Origin of the sequence: Rathayibacter sp. VKM Ac-2929, from assembly GCF_022815495.1 — a bacterium.
GTDB classification, from domain to species: domain Bacteria; phylum Actinomycetota; class Actinomycetes; order Actinomycetales; family Microbacteriaceae; genus Rathayibacter; species Rathayibacter festucae.
Genome location: NZ_JALGRV010000001.1, coordinates 522,471 through 545,160, shown reverse-complemented (window position 1 = coordinate 545,160; position 22,690 = coordinate 522,471). Strand labels below are relative to the sequence as shown.

The following is a 22,690-nucleotide window of genomic DNA, read 5'->3' as shown; positions in this document are numbered from 1 at the left end:
ACCTCGTGCAGACGAACTCGCTCGACACCGCCTCCGTGGTCCGCCGCGCCCGCGAGGACATCGGCATGTCGCAGAGCGCGCTCGCGCGAGCCTCAGGGCTCCAGCAGTCGAATCTCGCCGCGATCGAGACAGGTGCGCGGCGTGCCGGCCCGGAACTGCTCGCCCGCATCCTGCAGGCCGCCCAGCTGCGTCCTTCGCTGGCTCTCGAGCTGCTCGCGGACCAGGTCCGGGACCTCGCCGGCGAGCACGGACTGCACGACGTCCGCGTCTTCGGCTCCACGGTCCGCGGCACCGATCACGAGCGCAGCGACGTCGACCTGCTCGTCACCGCCGATCTCGCGGTCGACTACCTCGGACTCGCAGCTTTCCGCGGCCGGGCGGAGGAGCTGCTCGGCTTCCCCGTCGACGTGGTCGTCGACGACTCCGACAACGACGTCGTCCGGGCGATCCGAGAAGAGGCGGTAGCGCTGTGAGCGGCTTCAGCGCACGTCCGCGACGTCCCGACGACGACGACGGAAAGACTCAGCGCCTGGTCGCCGAAGTCGATCGCCTCAGCTCCAGGATGGAGAGGGCCGCACGCGACGGCCGTGACGAGTTCCTCGCGGCGGACTCGGACGGACGCGACATCGGCGCTCTAGCGCTGATCAATCTCGCCGATCTCGTCCACCGCGATCTGCCCTCGGAGGTTATCGGGCAGCTGCCCGCGCAGGACGTCGCAGGCCTGCGAGCGACGAGGAACATCGCCGCACACAACTACGCCGCCCTCGACAACGATCGCCTCTGGGCGACGATCACCGTCCACGCCCCCGCACTGCTCACCGCGATCCGCTCGGCGCTCCTCAAGCTCTGACCACTGAGTGATCCCGGGAACGAGGAACGGCTCCTCACCCGGGAGGGGAGGAGCCGTTCGCCGTGGAGGCCGGGACGTGGTGTCGACGCCTAGAAGTCCCAGTCCTCGTCCTCGGTGTTCACGGCCTTGCCGATCACGTAGGAGGAGCCGGAGCCCGAGAAGAAGTCGTGGTTCTCGTCCGCGTTGGGCGAGAGGGCCGACAGGATCGCGGGGTTCACATCGGTGACCTGCTTGGGGAACATCGGCTCGTAGCCGAGGTTCATCAGGGCCTTGTTGGCGTTGTAGTGCAGGAACTTCTTGACGTCCTCGGTCAGGCCGAGCTGGTCGTAGAGGTCCTGGGTGTACTGCGCCTCGTTGTCGTAGAGCTCGTAGAGCAGCGAGAACGTGTAGTCCTTGATCTCGTCGCGCTTGGCCTGGTCGACCAGCTCGAGTCCCTTCTGGAACTTGTAGCCGATGTAGTAGCCGTGCACGGCCTCGTCGCGGATGATCAGGCGCACCAGGTCCGCGGTGTTGGTGAGCTTGGCGCGCGAGGACCAGTACATCGGCAGGTAGAAGCCCGAGTAGAAGAGGAACGACTCGAGCAGCGTCGAGGCGACCTTCCGCTTCAGCGGGTCGTCGCCGCGGTAGTAGTCCATGACGATGGACGCCTTCTTCTGCAGGTTCGGGTTCTCGACCGACCAGCGGAACGCCTCGTCGATGTCCTGGGTGTTCGACAGGGTCGAGAACACCGAGGAGTACGACTTCGCGTGCACCGACTCCATGAACGCGATGTTCGTGTAGACGGCCTCCTCGTGCGGGGTGAGCGCATCGGGGATCAGCGAGACGGCGCCGACCGTGCCCTGGATGGTGTCGAGCAGGGTCAGGCCCGTGAACACGCGCATCGTGAGCTGCTGCTCGTCGTGGGTCAGCGTGTTCCACGACTGGATGTCGTTGGACAGCGGGACCTTCTCGGGCAGCCAGAAGTTGCTCGTCAGGCGGTTCCAGACCTCCACGTCCTTGTCGTCCTGGATGCGGTTCCAGTTGATGGCGTCGACGTGGCTGACCAGCTTGAGCTTCTCAGGGGGAGTCATGATCTCTTCTTCGTGCGGATAGGTCGTTCGAGACTGTCGGGGGATCGACGGGGGACGTTACAGCATGCAGCTGACGCAGCCGTCGACCTCCGTGCCCTCCAGCGCGAGCTGGCGGAGACGGATGTAGTAGATCGTCTTGATGCCCTTGCGCCAGGCGTAGATCTGCGCGCGGTTGATGTCGCGGGTGGTCGCGGTGTCCTTGAAGAACAGCGTCAGCGAGAGGCCCTGGTCGACGTGCTGCGTCGCCGCGGCGTAGGTGTCGATGATCTTCTCGTAGCCGATCTCGTACGCGTCCTGGTAGTACTCCAGGTTGTCGTTCGTCATGAACGGCGCCGGGTAGTAGACGCGGCCGAGCTTGCCCTCCTTGCGGATCTCGATCTTCGACGCGATCGGGTGGATCGAGGACGTCGAGTTGTTGATGTACGAGATCGAGCCGGTCGGCGGGACGGCCTGCAGGTTCTGGTTGTAGATGCCGTGCTCCATGACCGAGGCCTTGAGCGCGCGCCAGTCGTCCTGGGTGGGCACGGCGATGCCGGCCTCGGAGAAGAGGCGGGAGACGCGCTCGGTGGCGGGCGCCCACTCCTTCTCGGTGTAGGTGTCGAAGAACTCGCCCGACGCGTACTTCGAGTCGGCGAAGCCCTCGAAGGTCGTGCCGCGCTCGATCGAGATGCTGTTCGACGCGCGCAGGGCGTGGAAGAGCACCGAGTAGAAGTAGATGTTGGTGAAGTCGATGCCCTCCTCGGATCCGTAGTGGATCCGCTCGCGGGCGAGGTAGCCGTGCAGGTTCATCTGGCCGAGGCCGATGGCGTGCGACTTGTCGTTGCCGTCCTCGATGGAGCGCACCGAGGTGATGTGCGACTGGTCGGACACCGAGGTGAGGCCGCGGATCGCGGTCTCGATGGTGCGGCCGAAGTCGGGCGAGTCCATCGTCAGCGCGATGTTCAGCGAGCCGAGGTTGCAGGAGATGTCCTTGCCGATGCTGTTGTAGGAGAGGTCCTCGTTGTAGGTCGTGGGGGTGTTGACCTGAAGGATCTCGGAGCACAGGTTGGACATGTTGATGCGGCCCTTGATCGGGTTCGCCTTGTTCACCGTGTCCTCGAACACGATGTAGGGGTAGCCCGACTCGAACTGGATCTCCGCGATGGTCTGGAAGAACTCGCGCGCCGAGATCTTGGTCTTCTTGATGCGCGGGTCGTCGACCATCTCGCGGTACTTCTCGGAGATCGAGATGTCGCCGAAGGGCAGGCCGTAGACGCGCTCGACGTCGTACGGGGAGAAGAGGTACATGTCCTCGTTGTTCTTCGCGAGCTCGAACGTGATGTCGGGCACGACGACGCCGAGGGAGAGCGTCTTGATGCGGATCTTCTCGTCGGCGTTCTCGCGCTTGGTGTCGAGGAAGCGCAGGATGTCCGGGTGGTGCGCCGAGAGGTACACCGCTCCCGCACCCTGGCGGGCGCCGAGCTGGTTCGCGTAGCTGAAGCTGTCCTCGAGGAGCTTCATCACGGGGATGATGCCCGAGGACTGGTTCTCGATCTGCTTGATCGGCGCGCCGGCCTCGCGGATGTTGGAGAGCGAGAGGGCGACGCCGCCGCCGCGCTTGGAGAGCTGCAGCGCGGAGTTGATGCCGCGGGCGATCGACTCCATGTTGTCCTCGATGCGGAGGAGGAAGCAGGAGACGAGCTCGCCGCGCTGCGCCTTGCCCGTGTTGAGGAAGGTGGGGGTCGCGGGCTGGAAGCGGCCGGCGACGATCTCCTCGACGAGGGCGATCGCGAGCTTCTCGTCACCCTGGGCGAGGCCGAGGGCGGACATGACGACGCGGTCCTCGAAGCGCTCGAGGTAGCGCTTCCCGTCGAAGGTCTTCAGCGTGTACGACGTGTAGTACTTGAAGGCGCCGAGGAAGGTCGCGAAGCGGAACTTCTTCGAGTAGGCGAGGTCGTTCAGCTCCTGGATGAAGTCGAACGAGTACTGGTCGAGGACGGCCTTCTCGTAGTACTCCTTCTCGACCAGGTAGTCGAGGCGCTCCTTGAGGGAGTGGAAGAAGACGGTGTTCTGGTTGACGTGCTGCAGGAAGTACTCGCGCGCCGCCTCGCGGTCCTTGTCGAACTGGATCTCCCCGTTCGGGCCGTACAGGTTCAGCATCGCGTTGAGCGAGTGGTAGTCCATCTGCGCGGCGTCCCGGGGGGCGTCGATCACTGCTGCGTCCAAAACGAGTCCAATCCTTCGTCGACGGCGCGGACGTCGTCGGGTGTGCCGAATACTTCGAAACGGTAGAGATGCGGCACCTCGCACTTGCGGGCGATGATGTCGCCGGCGAGGCAGTAGGCCTCGCCGAAGTTGGTGTTGCCGGCGCCGATGACCCCGCGGAGCAGGGCGCGGTTGCGCGGGACGTTCAGGAAGCGGATGACCTGCTTGGGGACCGCTCCCCCGCCGTTGCCCCCGCCGTAGGTAGGGAGGACGAGCACGTACGGCTCGTCGACGTGGAGCGTGTCGACCGCGGCGCCGTCCCGCCGGGAGTGCAGGGGGATCTGCTGTGCGGGCCGCCCGAGCTTCTGCATGAAGCGGTGGGTGTTGCCCGAGCTGCTCGAGAAGTACACGAGTCCGCTCATCGCGCGCCTCCCCCGTCCTTCCGTCGTCCGCCCTCGCGGGCGCTTGCGGACCCGCTCCCGCGGATCCTCCGCCGGCCCGGGGCAGAACCTGCGCACCCGGACCGGCGAAGCTGTGTGCTCCTGACCAGCTCAGCCCTCACTCCACCGGACCTCTCTGAGGTCCACGGGTGGTGAGTCGCAAGGCGGAGGAAGGAGCCGTAGCGGCGCTACGGCGACTGACGACAACGCCGCGAATCGCCGCCCGTGGGCCTCAGAGAGCGGAGATCTTGTCGGGGCGGAAGCCGGACCAGTGATCGTCGTCCGTGATGACGACCGGCGCCTGGAGGTAGCCGAGGGCCTTGACGGCGTCGAGGGCCTTCTCGTCGACGGAGAGGTCGAAGATCTCGTAGTCGATGCCCTTGCTGTCGAGGGCCCGGTAGGTCGCGGTGCACTGCACGCAGGAGGGCTTGGTGTAGACCGTCACAGCCATGGGTGTCGTCCTTTCGGAAGGAGGTGTCCCGAGGGCCGGATCCGGTGCCGCGCCGGGGGTCCGGGCGGGCGGGGAGGCGGTCGTGGGGAGTTCTGATGTGGAGTGGTGCGGGGCGCTCGGAGACCGGGCGGCGGTGCCGGTGGGCCTCTCGGCCCGACCTGCTCAGCAATACTACATATAGTGGGCGGCCCGGCGGCAGCCCACTAGGAGTAGTAGTTACATCCGTGTAGTTATCCACCGGTCCTCCCCCGATCCATCCACAGGCCGGGGCCCGCGGACCCGCGGAAGGACGCGGATCTTCCCGAGTTATCCACCGCTGTGGACAGTCGCGATCCGTTCCCTGGGTACAACGCTCCCCGGCGTGTCGGCATGCCCGACATGCGGGTGCCGGAGCGCACGTCGACCACTACATCTAGGGGTCGGCGTGCTGCGAGGTCCATGGCTCGACGCTACGGCCGACCACCGACACCCGCGGGTGCGGACAGGCGCCGCCGGGGCGGCCTCGGCGGGGCCTCCGCGCAGCCCTCACGCACCACCACGGGCACTCGGGCAGCCGCACCGGCAGGGCCGACACCCGCCGCCGCGCGCCGTCAAGACGCGCGGCGCGCCAGCTCCGCCGCAACAGTCCGCAGGTGCGGCAGCGGGTCGGCGATCGCGGCGGCCGCCGACCCCGCCGCCTCGGTGAGCGAGCCCGCCGCGGCGAACGCGGCGGTCGGCGCCTGGATCGCCCCGGCGACCAGCATCGTGCGGGCGCCCGCCGCCTCCGCGAGCCCGAGCAGATAGGAGGGGACCTTGCCCGCCATCGACTGCGCGTCGAAGCGCCCTTCACCGGTGAGGACCACGTCCGCGCCCGCGACGAGGGCCGGGAGCCCGAGCGCCTCGCCGACCGCGGCCGAGCCGGGGGCCAGGCGCGCGCCCCAGGCGAGCAGGCCGAAGCCGGTGCCGCCCGCCGCGCCGGTGCCGGCCTCTTCTGGATCGGCGTCGAGGTGCGCCGCGAGGTGGCGGAGCCCGTCGTCGAGGCGGAGCACGTCGTCGACGGTCGCGCCCTTCTGCGGCCCGAAGACGTGCGCGGCTCCGGAGTCGCCGAGCAGCGGGTTGGTGACGTCGCTGAGGATGCGGGCGCCGCCCGCGGGGACGGGCCGCAGGGCGTGCCGGTCGACGACCGCGAGCTCGTGCAGCGCGCCGCCGCCGTCGCCGAGGTCGTGCCCGGAGACGGTGAGGAAGCGCGCGCCGAGCTCGCGCAGCGCCCCGACGCCGCCGTCGGTCGACGAGCTGCCGCCGATCGCCAGCAGCAGCGCGCGGGCGCCGGCGTCGAGCGCGGCGGCGATCGCCCGGCCGAAGCCGCGGGTGTGCGCGGTGAGCGGGCGCAGCGGATCGAGCAGCGTGATGCCGCTCGCGGAGGCGAGTTCGACCACAGCGGTGCCGTCCGGCAGCAGCAGCCAGGCCGTCTCGACGGGGCGGTCGTCGGGCCCGACCACGGTGAGCGCGTGGCGCTCCGCCTCCGGCACCGCGACCGCGAACGCGTCGACCGTGCCCTCGCCGCCGTCGGCCATCGGAGCGAGCACCAGCTCGTCGTCCGGCCGCACGCCGCGCCAGCCCTCTGCGAGCGCCTCCGCCACCTCGACGGCGGTCGCCGACCCCTTGAAGGAGTCGGGCGCGATGATCACTCTGCGGGCTCCGCTGCTCATGCGCTCCAGTCTGGCAGCGGCGCGCCCGGCCCCGAACAGACCGCGAATGGACGCTCGATGGGGTCTGCGCGTGACCCAGGACCCCTTCCGCGGCCATTCGCTCGCCTCCTGTGGAGAACGAGAGCGGGTATCTCCAGCCCTCGGGCAGGATGGCGCGATGCCGCGGCCCGCACCCCTCCCTCCCGCGCTCGCGGGGCGGGCGTTCTCGGTGCAGGAAGCGCTGGCCGCAGGGGTCGGGATCGAGCGACTGCGCGCGAGTGATCTCGAGGCGCCGTTCCGGGGAGTCCGCGTTCCCCGAGGCCAGGCCGTGACCGTGGCGCAGCGCGCTCGCGCCTACGCGACCGTCATGGACGGATCGGTCTTCTGCGGCATCACCGCTGCCCGGCTGTGGCCGCTCGATCTGCCGCGGGAACCGCCCGGCGAGCCGCTGCACGTCGCGGTGCGGCCGCCGGCCCATGCGCCGCGCGGACGCGGTCTCGTCGGCCACTCCCTCGGCGACCCCCGGCTGCGCGCCGTCCGCCGCGGCGGGCTCCTCCTCGCGGACGGAGCGAGTCTCTTCCTCCAGCTCGCCTCGGTGCTGTCGCTGGAGGACCTCGTCGCCGTCGGGGACGCGCTGGTGCTGGCCCCCGTCCGGCCTCAGCCGGGGCGGCCGTGGGTTCCGCTGCGCGAGCTGCGGAGGCGGGTCGAGGGTCACGAGGGACGCGGAGCCCGCGCGGTCCGACATGCGCTGGAGCTCGTCCGCGAGGGTGCGGAGTCGCGCCGCGAGACCCTCCTGCGCCTCGCGCTCGCGGCCGCCGGTCTCCCCGAGCCCGAGCTGCAGGCGGAGCTCGTCGACGCCGACGGGAGGATCGGGCGGGTCGATCTGCTGTTCCGCCGATGGCGGGTGGTCGTCGAGTACGAGGGCGACCACCATCGCACCGACCGCGCGCAGTGGGACCGCGATCTGATCCGCTACGAGCGCCTCGCCGCCGTGGGGTGGACCGTCGTGCGCGTCGCCTCCGCCTCCTTCGACGCGGACCTCTCCGGCTGCACGGACCGCGTCCGCCGCGCCCTGGTGGCCGGCGGCTGGCGCCCGTCGCGCTGACTGCACTCGTCGCGCCGCCTCCACTCGCAGACCGACTCGCCAGCGGCTTCACGAACAGACGCCGAACGGGCTCCGGCTCGCGCGCACAGCCCGTTCCGCGTCCATTCGACGTCCACACGCCGCACGAACAGACGCGAATAGGGGGCCGGCACCCGCGCACGCCCCGGCATGCGTCCACTCGCGGATCGATCCGCAGCCGCCTCCTCGAAGAGACGCGACATGGGGTCCGCCTCGTTCGCACACCCCCGCACGCGTCCACTCGACGGACCCGGCCCGCGCGAATGGACCCGAACGGGGCGAAGGTAGACGTGCAGACCCCATCGCGCGTCCGATGGTTCCCACGACAACGCCGCAGGCGGCCGTGCGGAGGCCGAACCGCCCGCGGGTCTCCGCGCGGTGAGCCGCAAGGCGGAGGAGGGCGCGATACCGGCGGTATCGCAACCGACGACAACGCCGCAGGCGGCCGTGCGGAAGCCGAACCGCCCGCGGGCCTCCGCGCGGTGAGCCGCAAGGCGGAGGAGGGCGCGATACCGGCGGTATCGCAACCGACGACAACGCCGCGGATCGCCGTGCGGAGACCCGCGGGCCTACGTGGGGGTGGACAGGCGGAAGCCGCGCTTGATCACGGTGGCGACCAGGCGCGGCTCGGGCAGGGCCTGGCGGAGGCGGCTGATGGCGACGTCGACGGCGTGGTCGTCGAGGGGCTCGGGGGCAGCGGCGGCGAGGACGGAGCGCGCGACGGTGGCGCCCTCGGCGGCGACCAGGGTGCGGAAGAGGGCGAGGGCGACGGGGGTGAGGGCGACGCGCGTTCCGGCGAGCACCGCATGCCGGCCGCGCAGCTCGAGGGGGCCGTAGTCGGTGTCGATGCGGGGGGCGGACTGCTCGAGGTGCTCGCAGGTGAGGCGGATGAGCGCGCCCATCCGGAAGCGATCGGGGACGATCGGCAGGATCTGCGCCTCGACGAGGGGCGCGGCGGTGACCGGGCCGACGGCGGCCGCGACGACGGTCTCGCGGAAGGCGGCCTGGAGCTCGTCGAGCCGGCCGGCCGCCTCCGCGACGGTGAACAGCGCCTCGACGGCGGGCGCGCTGGTGAAGGTGACGGCGTCGAGGCCGCCGCAGCAGATCGCCTCGATCAGGCGGAGGACGCGGGCCGAGTCCTCGTGCGCGCTCCAGCGGTAGGGGGCGGCGGTGAGGACGGTCGCGCCGGCGTCGGTGAGGCGCTGCAGCTGCGCCGGGTCGGTGAAGCCGTGCAGCTGGACGGCGACGGTGCGGCCGGCGGCGCCCTCGCGCAGGGCGAGGTCGACGAGGGAGGTGGTGGTCTCGCGCTCGCTCATGCCGTGGTCGTCGAGGCCGGCGGCGCGGACGGCCCCGCGCGCCTTCGGGCCGCGGACGAGGATCCGGGCGTCCGAGAGCGCGTCGGTCAGGTCGTCGCCGAGGCCGGCGGCGTCGGCCGCCTCGAGCCAGCGGCGCATGCCGTAGGAGGTGGTCGCGAGCAGGACGTCGGGGCGCGCGGCGACGATCGCGCGGGTCTCCGCCTCGAGGACGCCCTCGGTGTCGACGCCGCGCATACGGATGGTGGGGGCGTGGGTGACGTCGGCGCCGCGGCGCTCGAAGGCGGCGATCAGGTCCTCGGAGCGGCGGTCGGAGGTGACGCCGATGCGGAAGCCGACGAGCTGGTCGGGCCGGAAGCCGGGCGATGCGGCGTCGGCGTCGGGTCCGTCGGCGCCGGGGGCGGCGCTCGCGACAGCACCGGTCGCCTCGCCGCTCGCCTCGGTGCCGGTCATCAGCGGCCCCCTCGGGCGGTCACAGGGTGAGCGCATCGACCGCGCGGGCGATGCTCTCGGGATCCTGAGCATCATCGCACGCCGCCTGGCGCACGACTTCGCCGATGACGATGACCGCGGGCGAGCGCGGCGCCAGCTCGGCGAGCAGGCCGAGCACCCCGCCGACCGAGGAGATCGTGGTGCGCTGGGCGTGCGACCAGCCGCGCTCGACGATCGCCAGCGGCATGCCGGCGGCCATCCCGGCGCGCTGCAGCCCCGCGACGAGGTGCGGGAGCGTGTTCACGCCCATCAGCACGACCAGGGTCCCGCCGAGCCCGGCCAGGTGCCCGAGCTCCTCCTCGCTGAAGGGCGCGTGGCCCGAGACCACGGTGAACGCGCGGCTGACCTCGCGGTGGGTGACCGGGATGCCGGCGGCGGCGGGGACCGAGATCGCGCTCGTGACACCGGGGACGATCGTGAACGGCACGCCGGCGACGCGGCAGGCGCGCACCTCCTCCGACCCGCGGCCGAAGACGAACGGGTCGCCGCCCTTCAGCCGGACGACGTCGAGCCCGTCGAGCGCGCGGGAGACCATCAGCCGCTCGATCTCGTGCTGCGGCACGGCGTGGTGGCCGGGGGTCTTGCCGACGTCGATCAGCTCGGCGCCGGGCGCCCAGTCGGCGAGGCCGTCGTGCGGGCCGAGGCGGTCGAAGAGCACGACGTCGGCCTCGCGGAGGGCCCGGTGCGCGGCGAGTGTCATCAGCTCGGGGTCGCCGGGTCCGCCGCCGACGATGCTCACGTGCCCGACGCCGCGGTGCGCGGCGGGCGCCTCGTCGACGACCCAGACGCCGTGCCGGGCGGCCTCCGCGGCCGCGGCCGCGCGGAGGGACGCTGCGCCCTCGACCCAGGCGAGCAGGGCGGGGCGGGCCGCGGGCAGGAGCGACGCGGAGGCGAGGCGCAGGCACAGCGCGTCGTCCGCGTCCCAGCGCTCCACGAGGGCGCCGGCCGCGCGGTAGCGGGCGAGGACGCGGCGGGTGCCGACGACGCTGCCGACGACGAGGACGCGGCGGCCGGTGAGATCGACGGAGAGCTGCATCACGCCTCCGATCCGGGCATCGCGGAGGCGGCGGAGGCGGCGGAGGCGGCGGACCCGGAGGAGACGGAGGGAGCGAACGGCGCGAGCGTCGCGGGTGCCGGCACCGACGCCGACGGCCCCACGACCGACACCGCGCCCGGCCCGATCGGGATCGACGTCCCGGCCACGAGCACCGGCCCGTCCGAGCGCTCGTCGCGCCCCGCCGGACGGCTCTGCCCGCGCTCGCGCACGGTGCTCACCCGCGGATCCGCGGTGTCGGGCGCGTTGACGAAGGAGCGGAAGCGGCGCAGCCGGTCCGGGTCCGCGAGCGTCGCCGCCCACTCGTCCACGTAGGTGTCGACGTGGGTCGCCATCGCCGCCTCCAGCTCGGCCGCGATCCCGAGCGAGTCCTCGCAGACCACCTCCTTGACGTGGTCGAGGCCGCCGGGCAGGTCCTCCTGCCAGCGCGCCGTCCGCTGCAGGCGCTCGGCGGTGCGGACGTAGTACATGACGTAGCGGTCGATGTAGCGGACCAGGGTCTCGTCATCGAGGTCCTGCGCGAGCAGCTGCGCGTGGGCGGGCTGGTAGCCGCCGTTGCCGCCGACGTAGAGGTTCCAGCCGGTGTCGGTCGCGATCACGCCGATGTCCTTCCCGCGCGCCTCGGCGCACTCCCGGGCGCAGCCGCTGACCCCGAGCTTGAACTTGTGCGGCGAGCGCAGGCCGCGGTAGCGCTCCTCCAGGAAGATCGCCATGCCGACCGCGTCCTGCACGCCGTAGCGGCACCAGGTCGAGCCGACGCAGGACTTCACGGTGCGCAGCGACTTGCCGTAGGCCTGGCCCGACTCCATGCCGGCGTCGACGAGGATGCGCCAGATCTCGGGGAGCTGCTCGAGGCGGGCGCCGAACATGTCGATCCGCTGGCCGCCGGTGATCTTCGTGTAGAGGCCGTACTGCTCGGCGACCTCCGCGATCACTTTGAGCTTCGCCGGCGTGATCTCGCCGCCCGGCACCCGCGGGACGACGGAGTAGGTGCCGTCCTTCTGCATGTTGGCGAGCGCGCGGTCGTTGGTGTCCTGGAGCGGCGCCTGGCCGGCGTCGAGGATGTAGCCGTTGGTCTGGGTCGCGAGCACGGAGGCGATCACCGGCTTGCAGACGTCGCAGCCCAGGCCCGAGCCGAAGCGCTCCATCACCTGCTCGGCCGAGGACAGGCCGAGGATCCGGACGGACTCGAACAGCTCGCTCCGGCTGAGCGAGACGTGCTCGCAGAGCGCGCGCGACACCTCGACGCCGGCGCGGGTCAGCTCGGTGTCGAGCAGCTTCTTCACCAGCGGCACGCACGAGCCGCACTGGGTGCCGGCGCGGGTGCAGGCCTTCAGCGGGCCGAGCTCGGTGCAGCCCTCGCCGATCGCGTGACGGACGTCGCCCACCGAGACGTTGTTGCAGGAGCAGAGCTGCGCGTCGTCGGGCAGGTCGCCCGAGGGCGCCTCGCCGCCGGCCGCCGCGAGGTAGGCGCTGGGCTCCGCGGGCAGCTCGCGGCCGAGCAGCGGGCGGAGCGAGGAGTAGGGACCGGCGTCGCCGACGAACATGCCGCCGAGCAGGGTGCGCGCGTCGTCCGAGACGACGATCTTCTGGTAGAGCCCGCGGGCGGGGTCGGCGTAGACGACCTCGAGCGCCCCCTCCCCCGCGCCGAGCGCGTCGCCGAAGCTCGCGACCTCGACCCCGGAGAGCTTGAGCTTGGTCGCGTCGTCCACGCCCGGGAAGGTGGCGTCGCCGCCCAGCAGGCGGTCGGCGACGACCTCGGCCATCGCGTTGGCCGGGGCGACGAGGCCGACGGTGCGGCCGTCGATCGCGGCGACCTCGCCGATCGCCCAGACGTGCGGGCGGCTGGTGCGGCAGGCCTCGTCGACGACGACGCCGCCGCGGGGCGCGACCTCGATCCCGACCGCGCGGGCGAGCTCGTCGCGCGCCGTGATGCCGATCGAGAAGACGACCATGTCGGCGCCGATGCTGGTGCCGTCGGTCATCGTGACGCCGAGCACGGTGCCCTGCGGCGAGGTGAGGACGGCGGTGGGGCGGTTGCCGAGGTGCAGGGTGACGCCCTGCGCCGCGATGATGCGGCCGAGCGCCTGCCCCGCGCCCTCGTCGAGCTGGGCGCTCATCAGCCAGCGGCCGGAGTGGATCAGCGCGGTGCGCGCGCCGAGCCGGTGCGCGCCGCCCGCGGCCTCGAGGCCGAGCAGTCCGCCGCCGACGACGACCACGCTCGCCGGGCGGCCGCGGCGGGCGCGGAAGGCGGCGAGGTCGGCGACGAGGCCGTCGACGTCCTCGAGGGTGCGGTAGACGCGGCCGTGCTCGGCGCCCTCGATCGGCGGCACGGTGGCGGAGGAGCCGGTGGCCAGCACGATCTCGTCGCCCTCGAACCAGCGGCCGTCGGCGAGCTGCACCCGGCAGCGCTCCGGGTCGAGCGCCACGACGCGGGAGGAGGTGACGAGCGTCGCCGACTCCCAGAGCGCGCCGTCGCCGAGGGTGAGGTCGGTCATCCCCTCGAGGCGCTTGGAGAGGGCGACGCGGTCGTAGGGGTGGTGCGCCTCCTCCCCGAAGACGGTGATCTCGAGGGCGGTGGCGCCGGCCCGGGCGACGAGCGCGTCGACCAGGCGGTGGGCGGCGGGGCCGGCGCCGACGACGAGCACGCGTCGGGGGCCGGTGGGGAACGCACCTCGGGATGTCATGGGCTCCACCGTAGGCAGGCGCGGTTTCGCCCCCGTTGCCCCTGCGTAACGTCGTGTGACCGACCTCTCACGACAGCGGACCGGCATCGTGAGGGCTTCGTTACGCCCGTGACTCCGGAGGGGTGCTCCCGCGAAACGTGGGCTCTCTACCGTGGGCCTCACCGCCGCCGACCGGCCGCGGGCAGCACTCCTCCTCGGAAGGCGGGACGATGACCCTCCTCGATCAGCAGGTCACCGCCGGCCCCACGACGGCCCGCAGCGCTCCGGCCGGCACCGCGCCGGCCGCGACCTGGGTCCCCGTCTGCAACCGGCTCGAGCTGGAGCCGCTCTGGGGCGAGGCCGCGCTCGTCGGCGGCGTGCAGCTCGCGCTGTTCCTCCTCCCCGACGGCCGCGTCTTCGCCGTCTCGAACCTCGACCCGGCGACCGGCGCGGCCGTCCTCTCCCGCGGCATCGTCGGCTCCCGCGCGGTCGACGGCGTGCAGCGGGCGACGATCGCCTCGCCCCTGCACAAGGACGTCTTCGACCTCGAGACGGGCGTCTGCTACACCTCGCCGCGGCTTCACCTCGCCACCTGGAGCGTGCGGGAGACGGGCGGAGTGATCGAGGTCGCCCAGCGGACAGCGCTGGTCTGCGCCTCGCACGGCACCTCCGACGACGACGGCCGCACCGCGGTCGCCGCGCTGGTCCAGGCGGTCCGCGAGGCGAACCCCGCGGCCGAAGTCCTCGACTCCTTCGTCGACGTGCAGCAGCCCGACGTGCCGGCCTCCCTCGGCACGCTCGAGCCCGACCGCCCGGCCGTCGTCGTGCCGCTGCTGCTCTCGGCCGGCTACCACGTGCACGTCGACCTCGCCGAGGCCGCGGCGGAGGCGGACCGTCCCGTCCGCGTCACCGGCGCCCTCGGCCCGGACCCGCGGCTCGCCCGCGTCCTCGCCCGCCGCCTGCGCGAGGCCGGTCTCGCCGACGGCGACCGCGTCGTGCTGGCCGCGGCCGGCTCGAGCGATTCCGGCGCGGTCGCCGACTGCTGGGCCACCGGCCGCCTCCTGGCCGCCGAGCTCGGCCGCGACGTCGCCGTCTCCTTCATCTCGGCCGCCGAGCCGCGCGTCCCGGAGGCGGTGGCCGCCGAGCGCGCCGCCCACCCCGGCGCCCGCGTGCTCGTCTCCACCTACCTCCTCGCCCCCGGCTACTTCGCCTCGCTCGCCGCCTCGGCGGGAGCCGACCTCGCCACCGCCCCGCTGCTCACCGCCGTCGACCCGCCCGCGCGCGAGCTGGTCGACATCGTCTCCGAGCTCTTCGGCCGCAGCGCGTAAGCGCCCGGCCGCTCGACCTTCTCTCTGTCCTTCTCTCCCCGCACGCTCCCCGCTCTCTCGCCCCGCACTCTCTTCGGCGCGCCCGCGCCCACTCCCCGGAGGATCCGATGACTGCTGCACCGCCCACCACCGCCCCCGCCACCACCGGCCCCGCGACGACCGCCCCGTCGGGCCTCACCCGCCGCCCCGGCCGCTGGATCGACGGCTGGAACCCCGAGGACCCCGCGCAGTGGCAGGCGGAGGGGCGACAGGTCGCCGGCCGCAACCTGCGCTGGTCGATCTTCGCCGAGTTCCTCGGCTTCGTCGTCTGGCAGCTCTGGTCGGTCGTGGTCGTCCAGCTGCCCGCGGCGGGCTTCGACTTCAGCACCGGCGAGATCTTCTGGCTGATCTCGATGCCGAGCCTCGTCGGCGCGACGCTGCGGATCCCGTACACCTTCATGGTCCCCCGCTTCGGCGGGCGGAACTGGACGATCGTCTCGGCCGGCCTGCTGCTCATCCCGAGCATCGGACTCGCGGTCGCGGTGGGGAACCCGGACACGCCTTTCGGCGTGATGCTCCTGGTCGCGGCGCTGGCCGGCTTCGGCGGCGGCAACTTCGCCAGCTCGATGGCCAACATCACCTTCTTCTACCCGCACGCCCAGAAGGGCTACGCACTCGGCCTGAACGCCGCGGGCGGCAACCTCGGCGCCTCGGTGGCGCAGCTGATCGTCCCGATCGCCGTCACGATCGGCGCCGCGGCCACGGTGAACCTGCCGCTCGCCGGCCTCATCTGGGTGCCGCTGATCATCGTCGCGATGATCGGGGCCTGGAAGCGGATGGACAACCTCTCGACCGCGAAGGCCGACGTCGCCGCCTCCCTCGCCGCGCTGCGCGAGCCGCACCTCTGGCTGCTGGCGGTGCTCTACATCGGCACCTTCGGCTCGTTCATCGGCTTCGCGGGCGTCTTCCCGAAGCTCATCGCCGACACCTTCCCCGAGTTCTCGCAGTTCTCCGTCGGCTCCGCGACGCTGACGCTCGCCTTCCTCGGCGCCCTGGTCGGTTCGCTCTCGCGGCCCTACGGCGGCCGGCTCGCCGACCGCTTCGGCGGCGCACCCGTGACGATCGCCGCATTCGTCGCCATGGGCGCCGGCATCCTCTTCGTCATCGCGACGCTGCCGCTCGGCAGCTTCTGGCTCTTCCTCGTCGGCTTCCTCGTGCTGTTCGCCTCGGCGGGCATCGGCAACGGCGCGACCTACCGGATGATCCCGACCGTCTTCGCCCTGCGCGCCCGGCAGAAGGGCGACGACGGAGTCGGCGCACAGCGCACCGCGGCCGCGGCCCTCGGCCTGATCTCGGCGATCGGCGCCTACGGCGGCTTCGTCATCCCGCAGCTGCTCGGCTACTCGAAGACGACCTTCGGCGACTACACGACGGCGCTCGGCTGGTTCGTCGCGGCCTACGCCGTGATGCTCGCGATCACGGCGGGCGTCTACCTCCGCCTGGCCGCGAAGACCGGGACCCGGATCTGACGATGACCGCCGCTCCCGCCCCGACCGACTCGCACTGCCCGTACTGCGCCCTGCAGTGCGCGATGACGCTGACCCGGGTCGACGGCCCGACGCCGGTGAGCATCGCGGGGCGGGAGTTCCCGACCAACCGGGGCGGGCTCTGCGCGAAGGGCTGGACGGCCGCGGAGCTGCTCGCGAGCGGGCAGCGACTGCGCGCGCCGCTGATGCGCGGGTCGGACGGCACCTTCACCGAGGTCACCTGGGCGGAGGCGCTCGACGCGGTCGCAGCGGCCGTCACGAAGACCCAGGAACGGCACGGAGCGGACGCGGTCGCGGTCTTCGGCGGCGGCGGGCTGACCAACGAGAAGGCCTACCAGCTGGGGAAGTTCGCCCGGATCGCGCTCGGCACCTCGCGGATCGACTACAACGGCCGGTTCTGCATGTCCTCGGCCGCCGCCGCCGGCAACCGGGCCTTCGGCGTCGACCGCGGGCTGCCGTTCCCGGTGACCGACCTCGACGAGGCCGACTCGATCCTGCTGCTCGGCTCGAACGTCGCGGCGACCATGCCGCCGTTCCTGGCGCACCTGGCCGGGGCGCGCTCGCGCGGCGGGCTGATCGTCGTCGATCCGCGCCGCTCCGCCACCGCCCGGCTCACCGAGGACGGTGCCGGACTGCACCTGCAGCCCGCGCCCGGCACCGACCTCGCGCTGCTGCTCGGCCTCACCCACCTCGTCCTCGCTGAGGAGCTGGCCGACCGCGACTACCTCGCCGCGCGCACGACCGGGTTCGACGCGGTGCGCAGGAGCGTCGCGTCCTGGTGGCCGGAGCGCACCGCCTCCGTCACGGGCGTGCCGGCCGAGCTGCTCCGCCGCACCGCCCGCCGCCTCGCCACCGGTCGCGCCTTCGTGCTGACCGGCCGCGGGGTCGAGCAGCACGTGGACGGCACCGACACCGCGACCGCCGCGATCAACCTCGCGCTCGTGCTCGGGTTGGTCGGGCGGCCGGGCTCCGGCTACGGCACCCTCACCGGGCAGGGCAACGGCCAGGGCGGTCGCGAGCACGGGCAGAAGGCCGACCAGCTGCCCGGCTACCGCTCGATCCGCGATCCGGAGGCGCGGCGCCACGTCGCCGGCGTCTGGGGCGTGGATCCGTCGACGATCCCCGGGCCGGGGCTGCCGGCCGTCGCACTCCTCGCCGAGCTCGGCCGCTCGGTGCACTGCCTGCTCGTGCACGGCTCGAACGTGGTCGTCTCGGCGCCCGACGTCGACGCGGTGCGGGCCGGGCTCTCCGCGCTGGACACGCTGGTCGTCTGCGACTTCTTCCTCTCCGAGACCGCGGCGCTGGCCGACATCGTGCTGCCCGTGCCGCAGTGGGCCGAGGAGGAGGGGACGATGACCTCGCTCGAGGGCCGCGTCCTCCGCCGCCGCCGCGCGCTCGACCCGCCCGCCGGCGTCCGCGGCGAGCTGTGGATCCTGAGCGAGCTCGCCCGCCGCCTCGCCGCGCCGTCGACCTGGTCGACCGACCCGGCGGAGGTGTTCGACGAGCTGGCCCGCGCCTCGGCCGGCGGCGTCGCGGACTACTCCGGGCTCTCGCACGCGCTGCTCGACACCGGGATCGCCGCGTACTGGCCGTACCCCGCCGGCAGCACCGGCACTCCGCGGCTCTTCGGCGAGCACTTCGGCCACGCCGACGGCCGGGCCAGGATGGTCGCCGTCAGCACCGCTCCCCCGGCGCCGGTCGACGTCGGCGCCGAGCTGACGCTGATCACCGGCCGCTACCTGCAGCAGTACCAGTCGGGCACGCAGACCCGGCGGGTCGCCGAGCTCGACGCGGCGCGCCCCGAGGCGCGGCTGGAGATCCACCCGGCCACCGCCTCCCGGCTCGGCGTCCGCGACGGCGGACCGGTCTCGGTCGGCAACGCGCGCGGAGTGGTGCGGGCGCGCGCGAGCGTCACGGCCGACATCCGGCACGACACGGTCTTCCTGCCGTTCCACTACGCGGGCGAGCAGTGCGCCAACCTGCTGACCGAGGCGGTCGTCGATCCGATCTCCTCGATGCCGGAGTTCAAGCGGACGCGGGTCTGGATCCGAGCGGAAGGGGTGCTCGATGTCTGAGCCGATGAGGGCGGCAAGCGGAGCGGTCGCGCCCGAGCGGATCGTCCTGCTCGGCTACGGGCCGGTGGGCGCGCGCTTCGTCGAGGAGCTGCTGCCGGCCGTCCGCGCCGGGGCGGTCGCGCTGACCGTCGTCGGCGCGGAATCCGCCGACGCCTACAACCGCGTCCTGCTGGCCGAGTACGCCGTCGGGCGGGCGACCCGCGAGCGGCTCGACCTCGGCGACCGCGCCACGGCCGAGACGGCCGGCGTGGTCTTCCGGCTCGGGGCCGCCGCCGTCGGCCTCGACCGCGCGCGCGGGGTCGTCCGCCTGCACGACGACGAGCGCCTCCCCTACGACCGCCTGGTCTTCGCGACCGGGGCCCGGGCGAACGTGCCGACCCTCGCCGGGATGGAGCGCTCGCGGCGCGACCGGCGGGTGCGCTCGGCACTGCCCGAGACGCTCGATCAGGGCGCGAGCCCGCTGCCCGAGCGCGTCGTCGCGCTGCGCGACCTCGACGACGCGCGCGTCGTGCTCGACGCGGTGCGCGCCCGCTCCCGCATCGTGGTGCTCGGCGCCGGGGTGCTCGGGGTCGAGTTCGCGCTCGCCGCCGCCGAGCAGGGCGCCGATGTCGTCGTGGTGCATCACGGCGACATCCCGATGGGGCGGAACCTCGATCACGGCGGCGGGCGGATGCTCGCCGCGGCCGCCCGCGCCGCCGGCGTCGACATGGTGTCGCACGCCCGTTCCGAGAGCATCCTGCTCGCCCACGACGACCTGGGCCGCGCGCACTTCCAGGCGCTGGTCTGCGCGGACGGCAAGCAGATCGAGGGCGACCTGCTCGTGCTGTCCTGCGGCGTCGGGGCGCGCACCGAGCTCGCGGCGAGCGCCGACCTCGCGGTCTCGACCGGGATCCTCGTCGACGAGCACCAGCGCAGCTGGACGGACCCGTGCGTCTTCGCGATCGGCGACTGCGCCCACGTCGCGGCCCGGGGCTCGGCGCTGCCGGACGGCCGCGTGCCCGGCGGTCCGAGCGGGCTGATCGGGCCGGGCTGGCAGCAGGCCGACCGCCTCGCGGCCCGCATCGTCGCGGAGGCGGCGGGTCGCCTCGCCGACGAGCGCGTGCCGTCGGCGCGCCCCGCCGTGGTGATGCTGAAGGCCGAGGGCGTCGACCTGGTGGCGGGCGGCGATCCGACGGCCGAGCCCTGGGACGCCTGCGACGGCGCCCCGCACCCCGAGGTCACCGTCTGGGCGGATCCCGCCCGGGGCGGCTACGCCAAGCTCGTCACCGTCGGCGGAGTGCTGCGCGGCTTCGTCTCGGTCGGCCTGCCGCGCGTCGGCGCGGAGCTGACGCTGCTGTTCGAGCGCGGCTCCGAGCTGCCGGCCGACCGCTCGAGCCTGCTGCGGCTCGACGCTCCGGACGCGGGCGCGGCCCCGACCGGCGACCCGTTCGCTCCGGACGCGACGGTCTGCTGGTGCAACGGCGTCTCGGCCGGCACGATCGCGGACGCGGCGGCCGCGGGTCACGACACGGTCGCCTGCATCGGCTCGGCCACCCGGGCCGGCACCGGCTGCGGCGGCTGCACCGGCCGGATCGCGGAGCTCCTGGCCCGCACGGCCGTCCCGGCCTGACGGACGTCCACGAACACACCTGAATCGGGCCCCGGTTCCCGCATGCACCCCGACGCCTGATCCCTGAGGCTCGCGGACTCAGTCGGCGGCGTCCAGCGCCTCCGCCAGGCGGCGGGACACCGCGCGCAGCTCGAGCTCGGCGCCGCGGACGCGCTCCTCGAGGTCGGCCGTCCGCGACTCGCCGGCGGCGAGCAGCGGCGGAGTGACGGCCAGCGACTCCTCGGTCTCGCGGCGCAGCTCCGCCAGCGCGGCCCGGTCCTCGTCGAGGGCCGCGCGCAGCCCGGCCGTCTCCTCGCGCAGCGCCGCCGTCTCGGCGCGCACCGCCGCGAGCTCGTCCCGGAGCCCGGCCAGCTCGCCGCGGACCGCCGCGACCTCCTCGCGCACCTCCTCGGTGCGCAGCCGCGCCTGCTCGAAGTACGGCGCGACCATCCGGTGCACCGCCTCGCGCAGGGCGACGCCGCCCCGGCCGAAGCGGGTCGGTGCGGAGGCGGGGTCGGCCCTGAAGTCGTGGTCGTCGGTCATTCGTCGTCCCGTCCGGAGAAGCGGCGGTGGAGCACGTCCATCGCGCGGTGGTCCTTGTCCATGATCTCGGCCTCGAGGGCCGTATCGGCGGCGCGCTCGGCGAGGCCCGGTCGCGAGCGGCGCTCGAGCGACCGCTCGAGCAGCTCGATCGAGCGCCCGAACGAGAGCGGTCCGCGGGCCGCCGCGCGCCCCCGCCGGCCGAGGGCCTCGAGGTCGGTCGCGCCGCTCACCACGTCGCTCATCGCCTCGAGCAGCGCGGGCGCCGAGCGGCGGATCTTGACGCAGTCGACCCCGTCGACGAGGAACTCGGCGACTCCGCTCGCGGCGGTCACGATCGGCACGCAGCCGGCCGCGGCCGCCTCCACCGGCGCGACGCCGAACGGCTCGCCCGCCCAGGTCGGGAAGAGGAAGGCGTCGGCGCGCCCGTGCGCGGCGAGCACCTCGTCGCGGGGGCGCGGGCCGTGGAAGGTCACGACGCCCTCGAGCCCCTGCGCCTCGGCGCGGGCACGGTAGCCATCCACGTCGCCGTCGCCGTAGAGGTCGACCCGGAAGTCGCGGGTCCGCTCGGCGAGCGCGGCCGACGCCTCGAGCACGAGGTCGACGCCCTTGTGCTCGCCCAGCGACGCCGCGAAGGTGAAGCGCGTGACGCCGCCCTCGCGGTACGTCCGCGGGCCGTCGTCCTCGGGCACGACGACGCCGCGGCCGATCACCTCGACGTCGCCGAGCTGCAGCCCGCCCGCCTCGATCGTCTCGACGAGCGAGCGGCTCACGGCCACGATCTCGCCGCGGTCGAAGTGGTCGGCCCGGTCCGCGCCGTAGACCGCGAGCACCTTCTCCGGCAGGCCGTCGACGAGCGCGTTCGGCGTGCGGTCGCCGAGGTTCCACAGCCAGCCCGCCTCGACCCGGCGCAGCAGGTCGACGATCGCGAGCCCGCCGATGCCCAGCAGGTTGAAGGCCACCACCTGGGTCGGGGCGAAGTCGCGCAGCTCCTCGAGCAGGATGCGGGTGTTCTCGAACCGCGACACCGCGCTCTCGTGGTGCATCAGCCGGGCGATCTCGCCGCCGGTCTGCGGCAGCGGGAAGTAGGTGCGGAGGCTCAGGGTGCGGTGCACCTCGACGCCGGACGGCTCCGGCGGCAGGTAGGTCGGCGTGGTCAGCACCCGCACGTCGTGGCCGCGGGCGGCCATCGCCTCGGCGACGCGGGCGCAGGTCATCTCGTAGCCGCCGAGCACCTGCGGCGGGTAGAGGTTGCTGAGGAAGAGGAGTCTCATGCGCTCGCCCCCTGCCTGCCGGCGTCCGCGGCGATGCGGGCGGTGACCTCGGGCGTGTAGCTGGCGCCGGCCTGGCGGTCGTTGCCGCCGTCCCAGTAGTTGACGAGGTAGAGGCCGGTCTGCTGCGTCCGCGGGACGAACGGGAAGAGCTCGGCGGCCGGCTCGATCTGCGCGACGCGGTAGCCCGCGTCGACGGCGCGCACGTGCAGCCAGATGTCGTCGGCGTCGGGCGCGACCTCCCGGAAGGCGTCGCCGTGCTCGGCGATCGCGACCATCAGCTCGCTCGGGAACAGCTGCCCGGACACCGAGGTGCCGAAGACGTCGAAACCGGCCCGCGTGTCCGCGACGGGCGGCCAGCTCGTGTACGGAGCGACGACACCGTCGGCGACGAGCACCCTGTGCGCGCGGTAGCAGAGCACCGTCTCGCGCGGGTAGCGCGAGCGGGCGTCGAGCAGACCCCGGAGCCAGCTGCGCGGATAGACGATGTCGTCGTCGGAGGTGACCAGGTCGCGCTCCCCCGCCCGCCCGGAGAGCAGGTGCGGGTAGTACTTGGTGTGCACGCGGTAGCCGTCGACCAGCCGGATCTCGAGGCCGCGGCGGCGCAGGCGCTCGAGGCTCGCGGGCAGCGCGGTGAACAGCGCCGGGTCGTCCAGCCAGAGCACGAGCCGGGCCGGGCGGGCGGACCCGCGGGCGATCGACTCGATCGCCACGTGCACGCGCCGGATCCGCTCGCCGTGGGTCGTCATCGTGACGACGACCTCGCCGGCCGGGTCGACGACCGAGCGGCGCGAGACGCGGTTGGCGAGGTCGAGGCCGAGCAGCTCGCGCCGGAACGCGAGCGAGCGCGGGTGGTCGATCGGGCGGGCGGCCACGACCGCGGCGCGGCGCTCACGGAGGTTCTGCGGGGCGGATCGGGCGCGGTGCGCCAGGCGGAGCAGGCGGGTGCGGGGGCGGAGCCGGGCCCCCAGCGCGGCGAGGCGCGTGCGGGGCCGGAGACGTCGGCCGAGCGCGGCGAGGGCGGAGTGCATCGGTCCAGGATAACCAGGCAC

The 22,690-nt window shown here is 73.3% G+C and carries 18 protein-coding genes; 7 read left to right on the top strand and 11 right to left on the bottom strand.

Features of this window, described 5'->3' with window-relative positions; all coding sequences use genetic code 11:
• Positions 1-5: 5 nt before the first annotated feature.
• A complete protein-coding gene (locus MT355_RS21505) occupies positions 6-473 on the top strand; it encodes an XRE family transcriptional regulator (protein WP_243598396.1) in 468 nt (155 codons plus the stop codon).
• Between the two features lie 89 nt (positions 474-562).
• Positions 563-850, top strand: coding sequence for a HepT-like ribonuclease domain-containing protein (locus MT355_RS02455; RefSeq protein WP_243598395.1), 288 nt, complete (start codon positions 563-565; stop codon positions 848-850).
• 89 nt (positions 851-939) lie between these two features.
• Here the strand turns inward: MT355_RS02455 and nrdF are convergent, their stop codons facing one another.
• The 5 genes from nrdF to MT355_RS02430 form a co-directional block, all read right to left on the bottom strand.
• Entirely contained in the window at positions 940-1,920 is a 981-nt protein-coding gene (gene nrdF, locus MT355_RS02450) for a class 1b ribonucleoside-diphosphate reductase subunit beta (protein ID WP_123447769.1), read from the bottom strand.
• 57 nt (positions 1,921-1,977) lie between these two features.
• Positions 1,978-4,083 carry a class 1b ribonucleoside-diphosphate reductase subunit alpha gene (nrdE, locus tag MT355_RS02445; RefSeq protein WP_123447869.1) on the bottom strand — a complete coding sequence of 702 codons (2,106 nt, stop codon included), beginning with the start codon at positions 4,081-4,083 and terminating at the stop codon, positions 1,978-1,980.
• A gap of 26 nt (positions 4,084-4,109) precedes the next feature.
• On the bottom strand, positions 4,110-4,526 hold the full coding sequence (nrdI, locus tag MT355_RS02440) for a class Ib ribonucleoside-diphosphate reductase assembly flavoprotein NrdI (protein WP_123447770.1): 417 nt from the start codon (positions 4,524-4,526) through the stop codon (positions 4,110-4,112).
• A gap of 250 nt (positions 4,527-4,776) precedes the next feature.
• On the bottom strand, positions 4,777-4,995 hold the full coding sequence (gene nrdH, locus MT355_RS02435; protein ID WP_123447771.1) for a glutaredoxin-like protein NrdH: 219 nt from the start codon (positions 4,993-4,995) through the stop codon (positions 4,777-4,779).
• Positions 4,996-5,585: 590 nt separating this feature from the next.
• On the bottom strand, positions 5,586-6,683 hold the full coding sequence (locus MT355_RS02430) for a glycerate kinase (protein ID WP_243598394.1): 1,098 nt from the start codon (positions 6,681-6,683) through the stop codon (positions 5,586-5,588).
• A 157-nt stretch (positions 6,684-6,840) separates the two neighbouring features.
• Here MT355_RS02430 and MT355_RS02425 point away from each other — a divergent pair, with 157 nt between their 5' ends.
• Complete coding sequence (locus MT355_RS02425; protein ID WP_243598393.1) at positions 6,841-7,767, top strand: endonuclease domain-containing protein; 927 nt, start codon at positions 6,841-6,843, stop codon at positions 7,765-7,767.
• A gap of 587 nt (positions 7,768-8,354) precedes the next feature.
• Here the strand turns inward: MT355_RS02425 and MT355_RS02420 are convergent.
• Genes MT355_RS02420 through nirB form a run of 3 tightly spaced genes read right to left on the bottom strand, consistent with a single transcriptional unit; the run spans position 8,355 to position 13,331 of the window.
• On the bottom strand, positions 8,355-9,551 hold the full coding sequence (locus MT355_RS02420; RefSeq protein ID WP_243598392.1) for a uroporphyrinogen-III synthase: 1,197 nt from the start codon (positions 9,549-9,551) through the stop codon (positions 8,355-8,357).
• A 19-nt stretch (positions 9,552-9,570) separates the two neighbouring features.
• A complete protein-coding gene (cobA, locus tag MT355_RS02415; RefSeq protein WP_243598391.1) occupies positions 9,571-10,626 on the bottom strand; it encodes a uroporphyrinogen-III C-methyltransferase in 1,056 nt (351 codons plus the stop codon).
• Positions 10,626-13,331 carry a nitrite reductase large subunit NirB gene (gene nirB / locus MT355_RS02410; protein WP_243598390.1) on the bottom strand — a complete coding sequence of 902 codons (2,706 nt, stop codon included), beginning with the start codon at positions 13,329-13,331 and terminating at the stop codon, positions 10,626-10,628. Before nirB ends, cobA begins: the two co-directional genes overlap by 1 nt.
• Before the next feature lie 209 nt (positions 13,332-13,540).
• On the opposite strand from nirB, the gene nirD reads away from it, so the two are divergent.
• From nirD to MT355_RS02390, 4 genes are all read left to right on the top strand, one after another.
• The gene (gene nirD / locus MT355_RS02405; RefSeq protein WP_243598389.1) at positions 13,541-14,638 is read left to right on the top strand and encodes a nitrite reductase small subunit NirD; all 1,098 of its coding nucleotides are present in this window, start codon (positions 13,541-13,543) and stop codon (positions 14,636-14,638) included.
• 107 nt (positions 14,639-14,745) lie between these two features.
• On the top strand, positions 14,746-16,146 hold the full coding sequence (locus tag MT355_RS02400) for an MFS transporter (protein ID WP_243598388.1): 1,401 nt from the start codon (positions 14,746-14,748) through the stop codon (positions 16,144-16,146).
• Positions 16,147-16,148: 2 nt separating this feature from the next.
• Positions 16,149-18,239 carry a molybdopterin oxidoreductase family protein gene (locus tag MT355_RS02395; protein WP_243598387.1) on the top strand — a complete coding sequence of 697 codons (2,091 nt, stop codon included), beginning with the start codon at positions 16,149-16,151 and terminating at the stop codon, positions 18,237-18,239.
• The gene (locus MT355_RS02390; protein ID WP_243598386.1) at positions 18,232-19,848 is read left to right on the top strand and encodes an NAD(P)/FAD-dependent oxidoreductase; all 1,617 of its coding nucleotides are present in this window, start codon (positions 18,232-18,234) and stop codon (positions 19,846-19,848) included. Before MT355_RS02395 ends, MT355_RS02390 begins: the two co-directional genes overlap by 8 nt.
• Positions 19,849-19,926: 78 nt before the next feature.
• Here MT355_RS02390 and MT355_RS02385 read toward each other — a convergent pair whose 3' ends face one another.
• Genes MT355_RS02385 through MT355_RS02375 form a run of 3 tightly spaced genes read right to left on the bottom strand, consistent with a single transcriptional unit; the run spans position 19,927 to position 22,669 of the window.
• Entirely contained in the window at positions 19,927-20,370 is a 444-nt protein-coding gene (locus MT355_RS02385; protein WP_243598385.1) for a hypothetical protein, read from the bottom strand.
• The gene (locus MT355_RS02380; protein ID WP_243598384.1) at positions 20,367-21,641 is read right to left on the bottom strand and encodes a glycosyltransferase family 4 protein; all 1,275 of its coding nucleotides are present in this window, start codon (positions 21,639-21,641) and stop codon (positions 20,367-20,369) included. Before MT355_RS02380 ends, MT355_RS02385 begins: the two co-directional genes overlap by 4 nt.
• A complete protein-coding gene (locus MT355_RS02375; protein ID WP_243598383.1) occupies positions 21,638-22,669 on the bottom strand; it encodes a hypothetical protein in 1,032 nt (343 codons plus the stop codon). The genes MT355_RS02380 and MT355_RS02375 overlap by 4 nt, the downstream gene beginning before the upstream one ends.
• Between the last annotated feature and the right edge of the window lie 21 nt (positions 22,670-22,690).